13 protein-coding genes are annotated in these 14,704 nt (G+C 74.3%); 6 read left to right on the forward strand and 7 right to left on the reverse strand.

The features are described 5' to 3' along the window. Positions 1–11: 11 nt before the first annotated feature. A complete protein-coding gene (locus CLV35_RS16050) occupies positions 12–488 on the reverse strand; it encodes an RrF2 family transcriptional regulator (RefSeq protein WP_121194511.1) in 477 nt (158 codons plus the stop codon). Between the two features lie 34 nt (positions 489–522). Here CLV35_RS16050 and CLV35_RS16055 point away from each other — a divergent pair, with 34 nt between their 5' ends. From CLV35_RS16055 to CLV35_RS16070, 4 genes are read left to right on the forward strand one after another with little or no spacing between them, the layout of a single operon-like run. Further along, on the forward strand, positions 523–1,383 hold the full coding sequence (locus CLV35_RS16055) for a DUF3105 domain-containing protein (protein WP_121194512.1): 861 nt from the start codon (positions 523–525) through the stop codon (positions 1,381–1,383). Beyond that, positions 1,380–2,366 carry a hypothetical protein gene (locus CLV35_RS20205; RefSeq protein ID WP_183062032.1) on the forward strand — a complete coding sequence of 329 codons (987 nt, stop codon included), beginning with the start codon at positions 1,380–1,382 and terminating at the stop codon, positions 2,364–2,366. Before CLV35_RS16055 ends, CLV35_RS20205 begins: the two co-directional genes overlap by 4 nt. After that, a complete protein-coding gene (locus CLV35_RS16065) occupies positions 2,366–3,463 on the forward strand; it encodes a glycosyltransferase (protein ID WP_121194513.1) in 1,098 nt (365 codons plus the stop codon). Before CLV35_RS20205 ends, CLV35_RS16065 begins: the two co-directional genes overlap by 1 nt. Then, positions 3,460–4,203: a class I SAM-dependent methyltransferase gene (locus CLV35_RS16070; protein WP_121194514.1), complete on the forward strand. Its 744-nt coding sequence runs from the start codon at positions 3,460–3,462 to the stop codon at positions 4,201–4,203. Before CLV35_RS16065 ends, CLV35_RS16070 begins: the two co-directional genes overlap by 4 nt. Here CLV35_RS16070 and CLV35_RS16075 read toward each other — a convergent pair. Beyond that, a complete protein-coding gene (locus CLV35_RS16075; protein ID WP_121194515.1) occupies positions 4,200–5,453 on the reverse strand; it encodes an aspartate aminotransferase family protein in 1,254 nt (417 codons plus the stop codon). The two genes, CLV35_RS16070 and CLV35_RS16075, sit on opposite strands and share 4 nt — an antisense overlap. A gap of 151 nt (positions 5,454–5,604) precedes the next feature. On the opposite strand from CLV35_RS16075, the gene CLV35_RS16080 reads away from it, so the two are divergent. Further along, the gene (locus CLV35_RS16080) at positions 5,605–7,188 is read left to right on the forward strand and encodes an HNH endonuclease signature motif containing protein (RefSeq protein ID WP_183062033.1); all 1,584 of its coding nucleotides are present in this window, start codon (positions 5,605–5,607) and stop codon (positions 7,186–7,188) included. 12 nt (positions 7,189–7,200) lie between these two features. Here the strand turns inward: CLV35_RS16080 and CLV35_RS16085 are convergent, their stop codons facing one another. From CLV35_RS16085 to CLV35_RS16095, 3 genes are read right to left on the reverse strand one after another with little or no spacing between them, the layout of a single operon-like run. Further along, positions 7,201–8,115, reverse strand: coding sequence for a glycosyltransferase family 2 protein (locus CLV35_RS16085; protein WP_121194605.1), 915 nt, complete (start codon positions 8,113–8,115; stop codon positions 7,201–7,203). A gap of 41 nt (positions 8,116–8,156) precedes the next feature. Next, positions 8,157–10,139: a hypothetical protein gene (locus CLV35_RS16090; RefSeq protein ID WP_121194517.1), complete on the reverse strand. Its 1,983-nt coding sequence runs from the start codon at positions 10,137–10,139 to the stop codon at positions 8,157–8,159. Beyond that, on the reverse strand, positions 10,136–11,494 hold the full coding sequence (locus CLV35_RS16095) for a DUF2079 domain-containing protein (protein ID WP_183062034.1): 1,359 nt from the start codon (positions 11,492–11,494) through the stop codon (positions 10,136–10,138). The genes CLV35_RS16090 and CLV35_RS16095 overlap by 4 nt, the downstream gene beginning before the upstream one ends. Before the next feature lie 24 nt (positions 11,495–11,518). Here CLV35_RS16095 and CLV35_RS16100 point away from each other — a divergent pair, with 24 nt between their 5' ends. After that, positions 11,519–12,214, forward strand: a complete 696-nt coding sequence (locus tag CLV35_RS16100) for a TIGR03089 family protein (protein WP_231121937.1) — start codon at positions 11,519–11,521, stop codon at positions 12,212–12,214. Between the two features lie 7 nt (positions 12,215–12,221). Here CLV35_RS16100 and CLV35_RS16105 read toward each other — a convergent pair whose 3' ends face one another. Both CLV35_RS16105 and CLV35_RS20605 read right to left on the reverse strand, forming a co-directional pair. After that, positions 12,222–13,361 (reverse strand): glutathione-independent formaldehyde dehydrogenase, encoded by a 1,140-nt coding sequence (locus CLV35_RS16105; protein WP_121194519.1) that lies wholly within the window; start codon positions 13,359–13,361, stop codon positions 12,222–12,224. A gap of 229 nt (positions 13,362–13,590) precedes the next feature. After that, a complete protein-coding gene (locus CLV35_RS20605) occupies positions 13,591–14,676 on the reverse strand; it encodes a hypothetical protein (RefSeq protein ID WP_231121938.1) in 1,086 nt (361 codons plus the stop codon). Positions 14,677–14,704 lie beyond the last annotated feature (28 nt).

Below are 14,704 nucleotides of genomic sequence, written 5' to 3' on the forward strand. Positions count from 1 at the left end.
GCGCGCCGCTCTCAGGCGCGCAGGCCCGGCGGCCGGGTCGTCCAGTTCTCCTTGTCAGCGAGCAGGTCCTGCACGTGCTCGGGCATGTCACCGCTCACCAGCGCCTCGAGGGTGACCTGCTCCAGCACGCCGCGGATGGCGGCCCTCAGGGCGACCCACGTCTCGCGCAGGTGGGTCGCAGCGCCGTCGTACTCCATCTCCTCGACGAACTTGCCGCTGATGCTGGCGAGCGGGCCGTCGATGGCGCGGATGATGTCGGCGACGACGAGGTCCTTGGGCGCGTGCGCGAGCCGGTAGCCGCCCTCGAGCCCGCGCCGGCTCTCGACGATGCCGCCGTCGCGCAGCACGGCGAGGATGGTCAAGAGGAAGGCGTTGGGGACGCGCTGCGCCGCCGCGATGGCGTCGGCCTTCACCCAGACGCCCGGCTCGGCAGCGGCCAGGTGGGCCGCGGCTCGCACGGCGTAGTCGGCTTTGGCAGTGATGCGCACGGGAGCATCCTCCCCCACGTCATAGCCTAGAGCCGTGACGACACAGAACCCCGCAGGCCAGAGCCGCAAGCGGACAGCCGAGGAACGACGCAAGGCGGCCGCCGCGGCCCGTCAGGCCCAGCTCAGGCAGGAGGCCCGCCGCAAGCGGCTCGGCCTGCTGGCAGCGGTCCTGCTGGTGCTGGTCCTGATCGTGGTCATCGCCGTCGCGGTCATCTCGCAGAAGAAGGACTCCGACAACGCGGGCGGCGCCGAGGTCCTCCCCACCACGCCGACCGGTGCGACGACCACCGAACCCGCGGTCAAGCGCGTCACCGACGACTCGGGCATCGAGGGCGTCATCGCCTACAACACCGGCGACTACCCGGGCAACGGCGCCGACAAGGAGGGTGTGCTCGGGCACAACCACGTCGACGGCCCTGTGAAGTACTCCGTCACCCCGCCGGTCGGCGGCTCGCACAACGGCACCTGGATGAACGCCGGCGTCTACACCAAGCCGATCCCGGCCGAGCGCGCCGTCCACAACCTCGAGCACGGCGCGGTGTGGATCACCTACCGCCCGGGCCTGGCCTCCTCCGAGGTCGAGGCGCTGAAGGCGCTCGTCACCAAGCAGAAGAAGCTCCCCGAGCCCGCCAGCAGCGTCGGCTCGCAGGAGAACCGCTTCGTCGACCTGAGCCCCTGGACCGACGACAAGCTCCCCGCGCCGATCGTCATCAGCTCGTGGGGCCACCAGCTCTACGTCGACAAGGCCTCGGACCCGCGGCTGCAGAAGTACATCGACACCTTCCGCGTGAGCAAGAAGTACACGCCGGAGTACGGCAACTCGGTCGACGGGGCTCCTGTCAGCATCGGCGGGCGTGCGGCCGCTGACGGCGGCACCCCGGCCAACCCCGAATGACGGCCCGCGCCGCCGCGCACGTCCTCCTCGCCGCCGCCGTGAGCGTGGCGGTGGGCGTCGACGTCAACACGGCGACACCGACGCCGGTCCCGAGCTCCGCGGCCTTCGCCGTCGTCGCCACGACCGGCCGCTTCGACCGGGTCAACCCGCAGGTGGCGACGCAGTTCGCTGCAGCGTCCCGCCTCGCCGGAGCGCCTCAGCTGTCGCTGACGCCGGCGAACCCCGGGCCGGGCGGGGTGTTCTGGGGCAAGGGTGGCCGCAAGGCGTGCGCGGGCCAGGTCGACACGGCCGGCTGTGCCTACGACTACGGCCAGCGCGGCGTCGAGAGCCTGCTCGCCACCCTGCGCACGACCGCACCGGCGACCGTCAACCACCGCCACCAGTGGTGGATCGACGTCGAGGGCCAGCGCGACGTCACCTGGAACCCCACGCAGCGCACGCTCAACGCCGAGGTTCTCCGCGGGGTGCGCGACGCGCTGGTCGCGAGCGGCGTGACGAGCTCGGTCGGCATCTACACCACCTCGGCGATCTGGCGCGAGGTCGTGGCGGGCACACCGGCCGAGGTCCGTGCGGCCGCCGACCTGGGCGCGCTGCCCGTGTGGGCGGTCGGCGGGCGTGACGGCAGCGTGCGACAGGCGCGCAACGTCTGCGTCGTCCCGTCGCCCACCGGCGGCCCGATCGTCATGGGGCAGTCCATCGCGCCGGCCGGCGCGAGCACCAGCACCGATGTCATCTGCCCGCCGCGCACCCTGCGCCCGGCGCGGATGACGGCGGCGGGCACCGCAGTCGTACGCGGTGCCGCCTTCCCCGGCAGTACCGTGCGCCTGCGCGTGGTGCAGCGCGGGCACGTCGCCCGCGCGTTCACCGCGAAGGCCACCCGTGCAGGCACCTGGGCGGTCGTCGTCCGGCACCTTGCGCCGCGGTTGAAGGCCACGGCGACCGTACGCGGCGGCTCGACCGTCTTCGTGCCGCCCGCGCGCTGATGCGGGTCCTGCTCTTCGGCACCTACGACGCGCGGTCGCACCCGCGCGTCGGGGTGCTGGCGCAGGGGCTGGTGCGGCACGGCTTCGACGTCCGGCAGCTCAACGCGCCGCTCGGGATCGGCACGGCGGGGCGCGTCGCGGTGCTGCGCCAGCCCTGGCGGCTGCCGGGATTCGCGGCCACGCTGCTCTCGCGCTGGGGGTCGCTGTGCGTGCGGGCGTGGCGGCTGCGGGGACCCGGCACGCCCGACGTGGTCGTGGTCGGCTACCTCGGCCACTTCGACGTGCTGCTCGCCCGGCGGCTGTTCCCGCGCGCCACGGTCGTGCTCGACCACCTGGTCGGTGCCAGCGACACCGCGCTCGACCGCGGCGAGGCCGGGGGGCTCAAGCAGCGACTGCTGCGCCGGCTCGACCACGCCGCGCTCTCCAGCGCCGACGTGGTCGTGCTCGACACCGACGAGCACCTGGACGCCCTGCCTGACGGTCACCGGGAGCGAGGCGTCGTCGTCGCGGTGGGCGCGCCCGACCCGTGGTTCGTGCAGCCTGCCTCGCGCGAAGACGGTCCGCTGCGGGTGGTCTTCTTCGGTCTCTTCACGCCGCTGCAGGGCGCGACCGTCGTGGGCGAGGCGCTGGCGCTGCTGGGCGCCGACGACGTGGTTGCGACGATGGTGGGGTCGGGCCAGGACCTCGCCGCCGCCCGCGCCGCCGCCGGTGACCTGCCGCAGGTCACGTGGCTCGACTGGGTCGAGTCCGACCGGCTGCCCGCGCTGGTGGCCGACCACGACGTGTGCCTCGGGATCTTCGGGAGGGGGCCGAAGGCTCTGCGGGTGGTCCCCAACAAGGTGTTCCAGGGCGCGGCTGCGGGCTGCGCCGTCGTCACCTCCGACACTCCCCCGCAGCGACGCGCGCTGGGCCCGGCTGCGACGCTCGTCCCTCCCGGCGACCCCGCCGCGCTCGCGGGTGCCCTGCGCGCGCTGGCCGAGGACCGTACGCTGCTGGCCGCCCGCCGCCGCGCCGCCCGCGAGCTCGCCGAGCGGGCGTTCCGCCCCGAGCAGGTCGTCGCACCGCTGGTGCGGCTGCTGAGAGGATCTCCCCGATGAGCGCTCCCCTGCCGCCCCTGACGGCGAACGCCTGGCTCCGCTGGGACGTCGTCTCGCGGCTGCTGCCGCCGAGCTCGCCCGACGCGCCCCTCGACGTGCTCGAGGTCGGCTGCGGGCAGGGCGCCGCCGGTGCGCGGCTGGCAGCGCTGGGCCGCTACGTCGGCCTCGAGCCCGACGACAGCTCGTACGCGGTGGCGGTCGAGCGCGTCGGCGCGGCCGGCGGCGAGGTGCGGCACGGCTCGCTCGAGACCCTCGCCGACGACGAGAGGTTCGACCTGGTCTGCGCGTTCGAGGTGCTCGAGCACATCGAGGACGACGCCGCCGCCCTCGCCGAGTGGGTCGCGCGGCTCCGGCCCGGCGGCCACCTGCTGCTCAGCGTGCCCGCGCACGCGTCGCGCTTCGCCGCCGCCGACGAGCTGGTCGGGCACTACCGGCGCTACGACCCGCCGGCGATGCGGCTGCTGCTGCGCCGCGCCGGCCTCGACGATGTCGACCTGCGGCTCTACGGCGCGCCGGCCGGCTACGCGCTCGAGGCTGCGCGCAACGCCATCAGCGCGCGCAAGCTGGCGCAGGCCGGGTCCATGGCCGAGCGCTCGGGCCACAGCGGGCGCTACCTCCAGCCGTCGGAGACCTGGCAGAGCACGCTGATCCGCGTCGGCACGGTGCCCTTCCGCCGGCTGCAGCGCGCCTTCCCCGGCTCGGGGCCGGGGCTCGTCGTCCGGGCGCGGCTGGATCCCTAGCCGCGCAGCGACTCCAGCGCGACGGTGAGGACGCCGAGGCCCTCCTCGGCCTCGGCCGCGGTCAGGGTCATCGGCGGCGCGAGCCGGATGACGTTGCCGTGCAGGCCGCCCTTGCCGACCAGGAGCCCGCCCCTGCGGGCCTCCTCGAGCACGCGGGCCGCCGCGGGCGGGTCGGGGGTGAACCCGTCGGCACCGACGATCTCGATGCCGATCATCAGACCTCGACCGCGCACCTCGGCGACGGCGGGCACCCGCTCGGCGACCTCGCGGAGCCCGTCGATGAGCCGGGTCCCGAGCTTGGCTGCGTTGGCCTGGAGGTCGTGGTCGAGCAGGTGGTCGAGCACCGCGTTCGCGGCGGCGGTGGCCACCGGGTTGCCGCCGAAGGTGGAGATGCTGTTGACGCTCACCACGTCCATGAGGTCGCCGCGGGCGACGACGCCGCCGATGGCGTAGCCGCCGGCGAGGCCCTTGGCGAAGGTCATGGCGTCGGGCACCACGCCCGAGGCCTCGATGCCCCAGAAGTGCTCGCCGGTGCGGCCCCAGCCGGTCTGCACCTCGTCGGAGACGAACAGCGTGCCGGTCTCGTCGAGCACCTCCTTGTAGGCGGCGAGCAGCGCGTCCGGCGGCACGGCGAAGCCGCCCACGCCCTGGATCGGCTCGGCGATCAGGCAGGCGACGTCGCCGGCCGTGGCGACGGCGAGCAGCTCGCGCAGGTCGGCGACCGCAGCCGCCACGAACGCCTCGTCGTCGAGGCCGCGGAACGAGCTGCGGAAGCGGTAGCCGCTCTGCAGGTAGGTCACCTGCAGCGGCGACAGGCTCGAGGGCGACCAGCCGCGGTTCCCGGTGACGCCGGTCGTCGCGAAGCCGCGCCCGTGGTAGCTGTTGCGCAGTGCCAGCACCTGGTTGCTCCGGCGCGCCGCTGTGGCGAGCAGCAGCGCCGCCTCGTTGGCCTCGGTGCCCGAGTTGGTGAAGAAGACCTTGGCGTCGGGGATGCGCGAGAGCTTCGCGATCTTCTCGGCGAGCACGACCTGCTGGCGCAGCAGGTAGAGCGTCGAGGTGTGCACGACGCCCTTGGAGATCTGCTCGGTGACGGCCTCGCGCAGCTCGGGCAGGTCGTAGCCGACCATGTTCGTGAGGATGCCGGCGAAGAAGTCGAGGTAGGTGCGGCCCTGCGCGTCGGTCACACGGTTCCCCGTGCCGGAGACCAGCTCGAGCGGCTCGTCGTAGTAGAGCGAGAGCCACGAGGGCATCACGGCGCGGTGGCGCTCGAGCAGGGTGGCGTCGTTCGTGTCCTCGGTCACCGGGTCATTCTGCACCCCCGGGTCGGCTGCCAGCGGCTCTTGCGGCGAAGCCCTCCTCGCGGTAGGATTCGAACAGGTGTTCGAACGGAGGGTTGGACAAGTGGCTGAGCGGCGGCAGGGCGACGGCGGGGAGCCGGGTCGCTACGACCCCGCGCTGCCCGCGCCCGACGCCCTGCGCGCCGAGATCACCTCTGCCGCGGCCGCTGAGGCCAGGCGCATCCCGCTCGACGTCCTTGCCGCGGACGAGGCCGCAGCCGCGGGTGCGGCGGCCGCGGTGCAGGACCCGCCGGGACTGCAGCTGGCGTCTCTCCCGCCGTCGCTGCGCACGGTGCAGCTGCTGCTCCGGCTCGCCGACCCGCGGCGGCGGGCGGCCGTGGTCGACGGCTCGCGCCCCGACGCGGGCGTGCCTCGCCAGGCCTCTCCAGAGGCCGACGAGGCAGAGCTGCTGCTGGGCATCGTGCAGGCCTGGGACTCCGTCGTCTCCTGGGCCACCGCGCAGCGCGAGGCGGCGCTGCACGCCGCGGCGACGGCTGTCGCCGCACTGCCCACCGGCCCCGGCTCTCCGCGCAGGTCAGGCTCGGAAGCGGCTGCAGCCGAGCTCTCGGCGGCGCTGCGCATCTCCCCGCGCTCGGTCGACGCGGCGATCGACCGCGCCCGCCGGCTGCAGGAGCTCCACCGCGGCACGCGCTGGCTGCTCGAGGACGGTCTCGTGACCCCGGCGCACGCCCGCGCCGTGCTCGACGAGTGCTCGGTGCTCGCCGACCCGGTCGACGTCTCGGCCGTCGAGTCGCTGGTGCTGCGCGACGCGCCGAAGCAGTCCCCCGCCGAGCTGCGCCGGGCGGTGCGGCGCGCGGTCGCGCGGGTCGACCCCGACGGCGAGCGCGCTCGCGCCGAGAGCGCGCGCACCCACCAGGTGGCCGTCACGAAGGTCAACCTCCCCGACGCGCTCGCCATGGTCACCGCGATCCTGCCGGCCCCGGCCGCCGTCATGGTGATGGCCGGGCTCGACGCGGTCCTCGGCGCGCACCCCGACGCCGGCGAGCTGGCCGACGACCTCGCCGCCGACTCGGTCCGCGGGCGCGAGGGCCGCACGCTGGCGGCGATGCGCGCCGACGCGCTGACCTTCCTCTGCTCCTCGGTGGCCGCAGACCCCTCGGTCGTGCCGGGGCTGGCGGCGGTCGAGCCGCAGGCACCGGCGATCGGCGTCACCATCAGCGTGTCCGCCCTGCTGGGCCTGAGCGACGAGTCCGGAGAGCTGGCCGGCTACGGCCCCATCCCCGCCGACCTCGCCCGTGAGCTCGCTGCCGACGGCGTCTGGGCCCGCTTGCTCGTCGACTCCCTCACCGGGCAGCTGCTGGACTCGACGCCTCACCGCTACCGGCCGGGCAGCCGGCTCCGCTCCCACGTGGTGGCCCGCGACATCACCTGCCGGTTCCCGAGCTGTCCGACTCCTGCGTCTCGCTGCGACCTCGACCACACCCCCGAGTTCGACCACGAGCGGCCCGACCGCGGGGGCACCACCACCCGGCGCGACCTGCGAGCGGGGTGCCGGAGGCACCACAACTGCAAGACGTGGCACGGCTGGCGGACCAGCATCGATCCGGACGGCACGCTGGTCCACCGCACACCGCTCGGCCGGACCTACCGCGTCCCCATCCCGCCGCAGCCCACAGCCCTGCGCTGAGCGCAGTCGTTGTCAGTACTCGTCGCGGCTGCGCACGATCAGGTCGGCGAGCAGGCCCATCACGGCGATGATCAGCCCGGTGACGAACAGCAGCACGGTGTTGCTCGCCAGCCGCACGGGGTGCACCACGAGGTCGAACCCGCCCTTGACGACGGCCAGCGCGAGCAGCGCGAGCGCCACGGGCATGAGCACCTTGAGCGGGTTGAAGTACATCACCATGCGCAGCACCTGGAGCAGGTAGCGGTAGGCGTCGCGCACGAACCGGAACTTCGACTTGCCGGCCCGCTTCGCGTAGTCGATCGGGACGTACTGGATGTCGTGCTGGTTCGAGAGGAACGCCAGCGTGATGGTCGTGACGCACGAGAAGCCGGGAGGCAGCAGCCGCAGGTAGGGCAGCGCCACCGAGCGCCGGAACGCGCGCAGGCCGGAGTTGAGGTCGGGGATGCGCGAGTTCGACAGGATCTCGGCGATCTTGCGGATCAGCAGCTTGGCCGGCACGCGCAGGACCTTGTGCGAGCCCTCCTCCGAGGTGCGCGCGCCGACGACCTGGTCGATCGTCGGGTCCTCGTCGAGCATGCGCACGAGCTCGGGGATCCGCTCGTTGGGGTAGGTCAGGTCGGCGTCGGTCCACACCACGATCTCGCCGCGAGCCTGCTGCGTGCCGATGCGGCGCACGGTGCCCGAGCCGCCGTTGCGGCGGAACGGCAGCAGCCGGACATGCGGGAAGCGCAGCAGCGCCTCCTGCAGCACCCGCAGCGTACCGTCGGTCGAGGCGTCGTCGACGCACAGCAGCTCGTAGGTGTAGCCGCTGGCGTCGAGGGCCGAGGTGATGCGCTCGATCTCCTGCATCACGTGGTCCTGCTCGTTGTAGCAGGGCAGGACGACGGTGATGTAGGGCGCGGGCGTCTCGGTGGCGTGCGTGCTCATCTCGCCGTGGAGGCTACCGGTCGACCACGCGTCGGACAGAATCAGGCGCGCGCCAGCCAGAGGTCGATCGGCAGCCGCACCAGCGCCTTCGGCCGGGTGGCCAGCAGCCGGGCGTCCTCGGAGGTCAGCAGGTGCACCGCGTGCACCGGCGTCAGCCCCGCGGCGGAGATGCGGCCGGGGTATCCGGCCGCGACGAGCACGGGCGTCGAGCCGGCAGCACGGGCCCGGGCGACCAGCCGCGGCAGGGCGGAGCGGTCGAGCACGCCCACGGCTGGCACTCCGCAGATCCCGCGCAGCGGCTGCGACCACTCGCGTCGCGCCCGCAGGTCGAGCAGCAGTGCGACGTCGGTCGGGCGCAGCTGCGCGCACACCTGCTCCACCGCCCCCAGCTCGCCCTGCTCGGTGTCCGCTCGCCACAGGGGGCGGGTCGCCTCCACCCCGGGGACCAGCACCGCCGCCGCGACCACCAGGGCCACCCCCGCGCGAGCCACCCGACCACCGAGCCGGCCCGCGAGGCGGGCCAGCGCCTGCGTACCGGCCGCTGCCCCGAGCGCGACGACCGGCAGCACCGCGGGCACCAGCCGCCGGTCGGCCCAGGGGTGGTCGGGCGTGATGCCGGGGCGGAGCAGGACGAGCACCGCCGACGCGCCCAGCACCGTGACGACGGCGGTCTCGCGCAGGCGCTGTCGCCACACGACCCACGCGATGCCGAGCACCGCCAGCGCGAGTGCCGGCCAGCCCATCCACCAGGCGACCCAGTGCGGCGTCTGCTCGGCGTAGGTGCGGCTGCCGTCGAGCGCCAGGTGCTCCGCCGCCTGCATGGCGCGCACCGTGCGCCCGCCCGGGCCGTCGGGGTCCTGCGCACCGCGCGAGACCGCCGGGCGCACGGCCAGCCCGAGGGCGACGAGCAGGACGAGCGCGGTCGAGCCCCAGCGCACGACCGCGGCGGCGGGCGGGGTGAGGGCGAGGCCACCGCGACGTACGGCGTAGCGCGCCCCCACCACCCCGAGGACCGCGAGCAGCGCCGTCAGGGCGGCGAGCGGGACGAGGGAGTCGCGGACCTCCTCGAGGTACGGCGCGGCGAGCAGCGTCCCGTCGGCGACGCCGACGGCGGTGCCGACGAGCAGGCCGAGCCCCAGCGCCGCCCCCTCTCGGCGGCGCTGGGCGGCGAGGACGGCAGCGACCGGCACTACGAGGGCCACCTCGCGCAGCGCCTCGAGGCGTACGACCGTGGCCAGCCCCAGCACCAGCCCGGCCACGGCGGCGGTGCGGGCCGACGCCGCCGAGCGTGCGCCGCCCACCGCGTCGACGAGCAGCGCCAGACCGCCGAGCAGGGCGAGCATCGCCAGCGGCTCGCTGTAGGTCGAGCGCGCCGCGTGGAGGACGGGATAGGCAGCGGCCAGCGCGCCCGCGGCGAGCACGGCGGGCGCCCCGCCGAGCAGCCGGACGGCCAGCCCGCCCATGGCGAGGATCCCCAGCGCGCCGAGGACGGCCGGCACGACGAGCAGGCCGCGCATGCCGGCCACCCAGTCGCCGACCGCGAAGGTCATCGGCGCGCCGGAGAGGAACTGCGGCACGAGCTCGTCCCCACCGCCGTAGTAGGCGGGCGAGGGCGCCGAGAGCGCGGGGTCGCGGCCGCCGAAGCGGTCCCAGTCGACCGGCACCGAACGGCTGCCGTGGTCGGCGATCCAGCGCGAGGTGAGGGCGTAGGAGCCGGGGTCGCGACGCAGCACCACGTTGTCCGACGACCAGACGGCGGCCAGCACGCCGAAGGCGGCGCTGACGACCAGGACCAGCGTGACGGCGAGGACGTGGGCGGGGACGGCGCGGCGGGAGCTCGCCCGCCCCACCACGACGGCGGCGACCACGGCGCACGGGCCGCCGACCAGTGCGGCGCTCCAGGGGCGGAAGACGTCGAGGGCGAGCAGCGGCCAGCAGCTCCCGACGAACGCCATGAGCGCGGCCGCCGGGGCGGTGGAGGCGACCGCGAGGAGGCGGCCCGCGCGCTCTGCGCCGGCGCTCACGGGCGGTGGAGCACGGCGTACTGGCCGTTGTCCAGCACCAGGGCGTAGCCGCGGGCGACCAGGTCGACCACGCGCTGGCGCTGCGCCGCGAGCGAGTCGACGGGGAAGGAGGGCACGCCGGTGTCGACGACGACCCAGGGGGCGTCGCGCGGCGTGCGGTCGAGCAGGAGCACGGTGTCGTGGCGCGCGAGGTGCGGGCCGATCTCGTTGTCGGCCTCGACGGTCACGCCGTGCGGCACGGCGGCCACCGCGGAGGCGGCCGCCCGCTCGCGCGCGTCGACCTTCCACGAGTCGCCGTCCCAGAGCAGCGACCCCGGGTGGCGCCCGGTGAGCCACACCGCGGCGACGACGACCCAGACGGCCCACACCGCCTGCATGGCCCGCGGCATCCGGCGGGCGGTCTCGACGCCGGCCACCACGATCGCGGGCAGCAGCACGGCGTTGTAGTGCTGCATCAGCCCCCAGTGGTTGGGGTTCGACGAGGCGAAGCGCTCCCCCACCTGCGGCAGCACGACGAGCACCGCGCTCGAGAGCAGCGGCAGGAACGCCCACGGCAGCAGCAGCCACCCCAGCGTCTGCTCCTTCTGCACCGGGCGGAGGACGACGTCGAAGGTGTCGGCAGGGTTGGGCAGCGCGTCCTTGAGGGCCCGGTAGTAGTCGCCGTCGGGCGACCCGTGCCCCCAGTAGTGCGGCACCACGACCGAGGAGGTGAACCAGAACATGGCGAGGCCGAAGACCGCGAGGGCCGCACCCAGCCGTCGCTCGCGCCGCACGACGAGCAGCAGCCCGAAGAACGCGGTCAGCAGGCCCATGTCCTCCTTGACCGTCACCAGCGCCGCCGCCCACAGCGCCGCCTGCCCCGGCCGGCCCGCCTGCAGCCGCTCGAACGCGAGCAGCAGCAGCGGCGCCACGAACAGCGACTCGTGGAAGCCGGTGAGCGAGGCCTCCTGCAGCGGCCACGCGAGCCCGAAGCCCAGCGCCACGGCGTACGCGACGGCGGGCCCCATCGCCCGCTCGGCGATGCGCCAGGTGACCGCGGTCGAGACGGCGACCAGGAGCGCCTGCGCGAGGATCAGCATGCGCGGGTCGGCGTAGACCCAGTAGAGCGGCGCCAGCAGCGCGAGGATCGGCGAGAAGTGGTCGCCGAAGGCGTTGAGGTCCGGCCCGACGCCGAGGTGCGTGCCGAGGGCCGGCTCGATCGGCGCACGGAAGTGCGCGTAGGCCCGGACGATGGTGTCGAACAGCGTCAGGTCCCAGGACCCGATGCGGTAGGAGCGCCACGCCACCAGCCCGATCAGCAGCTGGAAGAGCCCGACGAGCACGGCCAGCAGGGCCACGGGACGACGGGACGGCACGGCCCGCACCGTACCGTGCTGCCCGTGGCCACTCCGAACGATCTGCTCCGCGCCGCGCTGACCGCTGACCCGGCTCGCCCGCTGCTCACGTTCTACGACGACGCGACCGGCGAGCGCACCGAGCTCTCCGTCCGCACGTTCGAGAACTGGGTGGCGAAGACGGCCAACCTGCTGCAGGACGAGCTCGCCGCGACGGCCGGCTCGAGGCTCGCGCTCGCCCTGCCGGTGCACTGGCAGGCCGCGGTCTGGATGCAGGCCGCGTGGGCCCTCGGCATGGAGGTCGTGCCGGGTCTGTCCGGCGACGTCGTGGTCACGACGCCGGACCGGCTGGAGGGGCTCTCCGGCGACGTCGTGTCGCTGTCCCTGCGCCCGGCCCTGGTCGCCGCGACCACCCCTGCGCCACCGCTGCCCGCGGGAGTGCTCGACGGCGACACCGAGGTCCTGGCCCACGGCGACCGGTTCGTGCCCTACGCACCGCCCGCTGCGGACGCCGCGGCGCTGACGGTCGGGGGGCGTACGTGGTCGCTGGCGGAGCTCGGAGCCCTGGCCGCGCGGGGCAGTGGCGCACGGGTGCTCGTGAGCGAGGCGCTGGACACCGTCGACACGGTGTCCAGCGCGCTGCTCGTGCCGCTCGCGAGCGGCGGGTCGACGGTGCTCGTGCGCAACGCCGACCCCGCCCTGCTCGAGCGGCGCCGGGAGACCGAGCGGGTCACCGGCTGAGGAGGAGCTAGGACGCGGGCTTGAGCAGCACCTTGGTCCAGCCCTCGACCCGCTCGTCGAACTTCTCGTAGGCGTCGGGCGCCTGCTCGAGCGGCACCTCGTGCGACACGATGAACGACGGCGTCGCCCGGCCCGTGATGATGAGGTCGCGCAGCTGGCGGTTGTAGCGCTTGACCGGCGCCTGGCCGGTGCCCATCGACTGGCCCTTGGTGAAGAACGTGCCGTACTGCCAGCCCACGCGGTCGGCCTTGGCCGGCTCGTCGAGCCCCGGGTCCTGCGGCACGTAGACGCCGACCACGCCGATGCCGCCCGTGGTGCGCACGACGTTGACCAGGTTGTCGAGCGTCAGCTCGGGGTGCTCCTCGCCGTAGGCGTCGTGGGCCTGGAAGCCGACAGCCTCCACGCCGCGGTCCACGCCGTGGCCGCCGGTGCGCTCGAGGATCTGCTCGACCGGGTCGCCCGCCGAGAAGTCGACGCCCACGGCGCCGATGGACTCGGCCAGCCGCAGCCGGTCGGGCGCCTTGTCGACGACGTAGACCTCCGACGCGCCCTGCAGGAAGGCGCTGTGCGCCGCCATCAGGCCGACGGGGCCGCCGCCGAACACCGCGACGCGGTCGCCCGGCTGCATGCCGGAGAGGACCACGCCGTGCCACCCGGTCGGGAAGATGTCCGAGAGCATGGTGAAGTCGTTCTCGTGCTCGGTGCCCTTGGGCAGCTGGAGCAGGTTGAAGTCGGCGTGCGGGACGCGCAGCAGCTCGGCCTGGCCGCCGTCGTAGGGGCCCATGTTGGCGTAGCCGTAGGCCGCGCCGTCCATGCCCTCGGTCGGGTTCGTCCTCGTGCAGAACGAGCTCCAGCCCGTGGTGCAGTTGCGGCACGAGCCGCACGCGATGTTGAACGGCACCGAGACGCGGTCGCCGACCTTGACGAAGGTGACGCCCGGGCCGACCTCCTCGACGATGCCCATGTTCTCGTGGCCGAGGACCTTGCCCTCCTCGACGGAGGTGCGACCTTCGTACATGTGCAGGTCGGAGCCGCAGATGTTCGACGTCGTCAGCCGCACGACCGCGTCGGTGGGCTCCTGGACGCGGGCGTCGGGGACCTCCTCGACCGCCACGCTGCGCGCACCCTTGTAGACCAGTGCCTTCATGTCGACCTCCAGACCGGCCGGGAGCAGAACGTTCCCCCGGCAACCACTCCGGTCTGCCCCTGCTGGAGATCGGCTAACGTGGAAGGGCACCCGCGGTCAACGACGCCCCGCTACGACGTCCACCACCGAGGAGAGCCCATGCTTCCCCTGCCCCCCGCCGACGCCCGCGAGCTGCGCTCGCTGGTCCGCACCGCCGTCGCCCGCCTCGACCGCTGGACGCTGCGCGAGTTCAACGCGTCGCGGCCGCTCCGCTGAGCCGCAGCTCGCTGTTCAGCACGTACTGCGACTGGCGCACGTAGCGCGTCAGCGACTGCGAGCGCGTCTTCTTGGCGGTCGCGCCGGCCGTCGTGACGGACTTCACCGGCACGACCAGCGAGGACCAGACGAACGTCTGGCACGTACGCGGTGCCGGCGCCTCCGCCGAGCAGGTGACCTTCCAGCGCCGCCCGTTGGCGGCGGTGAACTCGCCCGAGTGCGTCAGCGGGCTCGCGTCCCAGGCCGGCGAGACGGCGTCGAGCACCGTCGTACGGTTCCGGCTCCAGACCGTCTGCATGCTGTAGCGCCGGGTGGCCTTGTCGTAGGTCGCCCGCTGGGTCTTCACGTCAGCGGTGCAGCGCGCCTTCGGCGGCGCGCCGTAGGTGCAGTCGACGTTCCACCAGGTGCCGTCGAGCAGGTGGATGCCCGGCGTCGTCATCGGGTCGAGCGACCACCACGTCGTCCGCTTCTCCGCACCGGCCCAGGAGAGGCTGATGTGGATGTGGTCGGTGTGCGACTCGGCACCGCTGTAGGGCAGCCAGCCGGCCTCGGGCCGGTAGGCGCGCCAGATCTGCCGGTTCCAGATGACGTACATCACGCCCAGGCGCCGGGCCATCGCCGCGGTGTTGCCGTAGGCGTCGTCGGCGGTGAGCCAGCCGAGGAACGCCGCGGCGGTGGCGCGCCCGTCGAGGGTCGTGCCGTCGATCATCACGTCGAGGGCGCGGCCCTCCTTGTGCTCGGAGACGCCGCCGACCTTGCAGCCGCGGGTGGTGCCGATGGTGCGGATCGAGGGGTAGGTCGCCTTGATCAGCTCAGCGAGCCCGAGCGTCCCCGGCTGCGCCTCCGACAGGCAGGTGCGCTGCTCGTCGTAGCTCGCGAGGTCGTCGATCCACTCCGGGAACTGCGGCGTGGCCGGCGTGGGCCGCGGCGGCAGCACCTCGGTCGGGGTGGGTGCAGGCGTCGGGGTGGGTGCAGACGTCGGGGTGGGCGTCGGCGCGGCCTCGGCCCGGGCCGCTGAGGGCGCGAGCAACGCACCCGCCAGCACGGCGAGGGCGAGCACGGACCGGAGTGAGGAGTGCGACACACCG

This window comes from Motilibacter peucedani, assembly GCF_003634695.1.
In the GTDB taxonomy this organism is placed as follows: domain Bacteria; phylum Actinomycetota; class Actinomycetes; order Motilibacterales; family Motilibacteraceae; genus Motilibacter; species Motilibacter peucedani.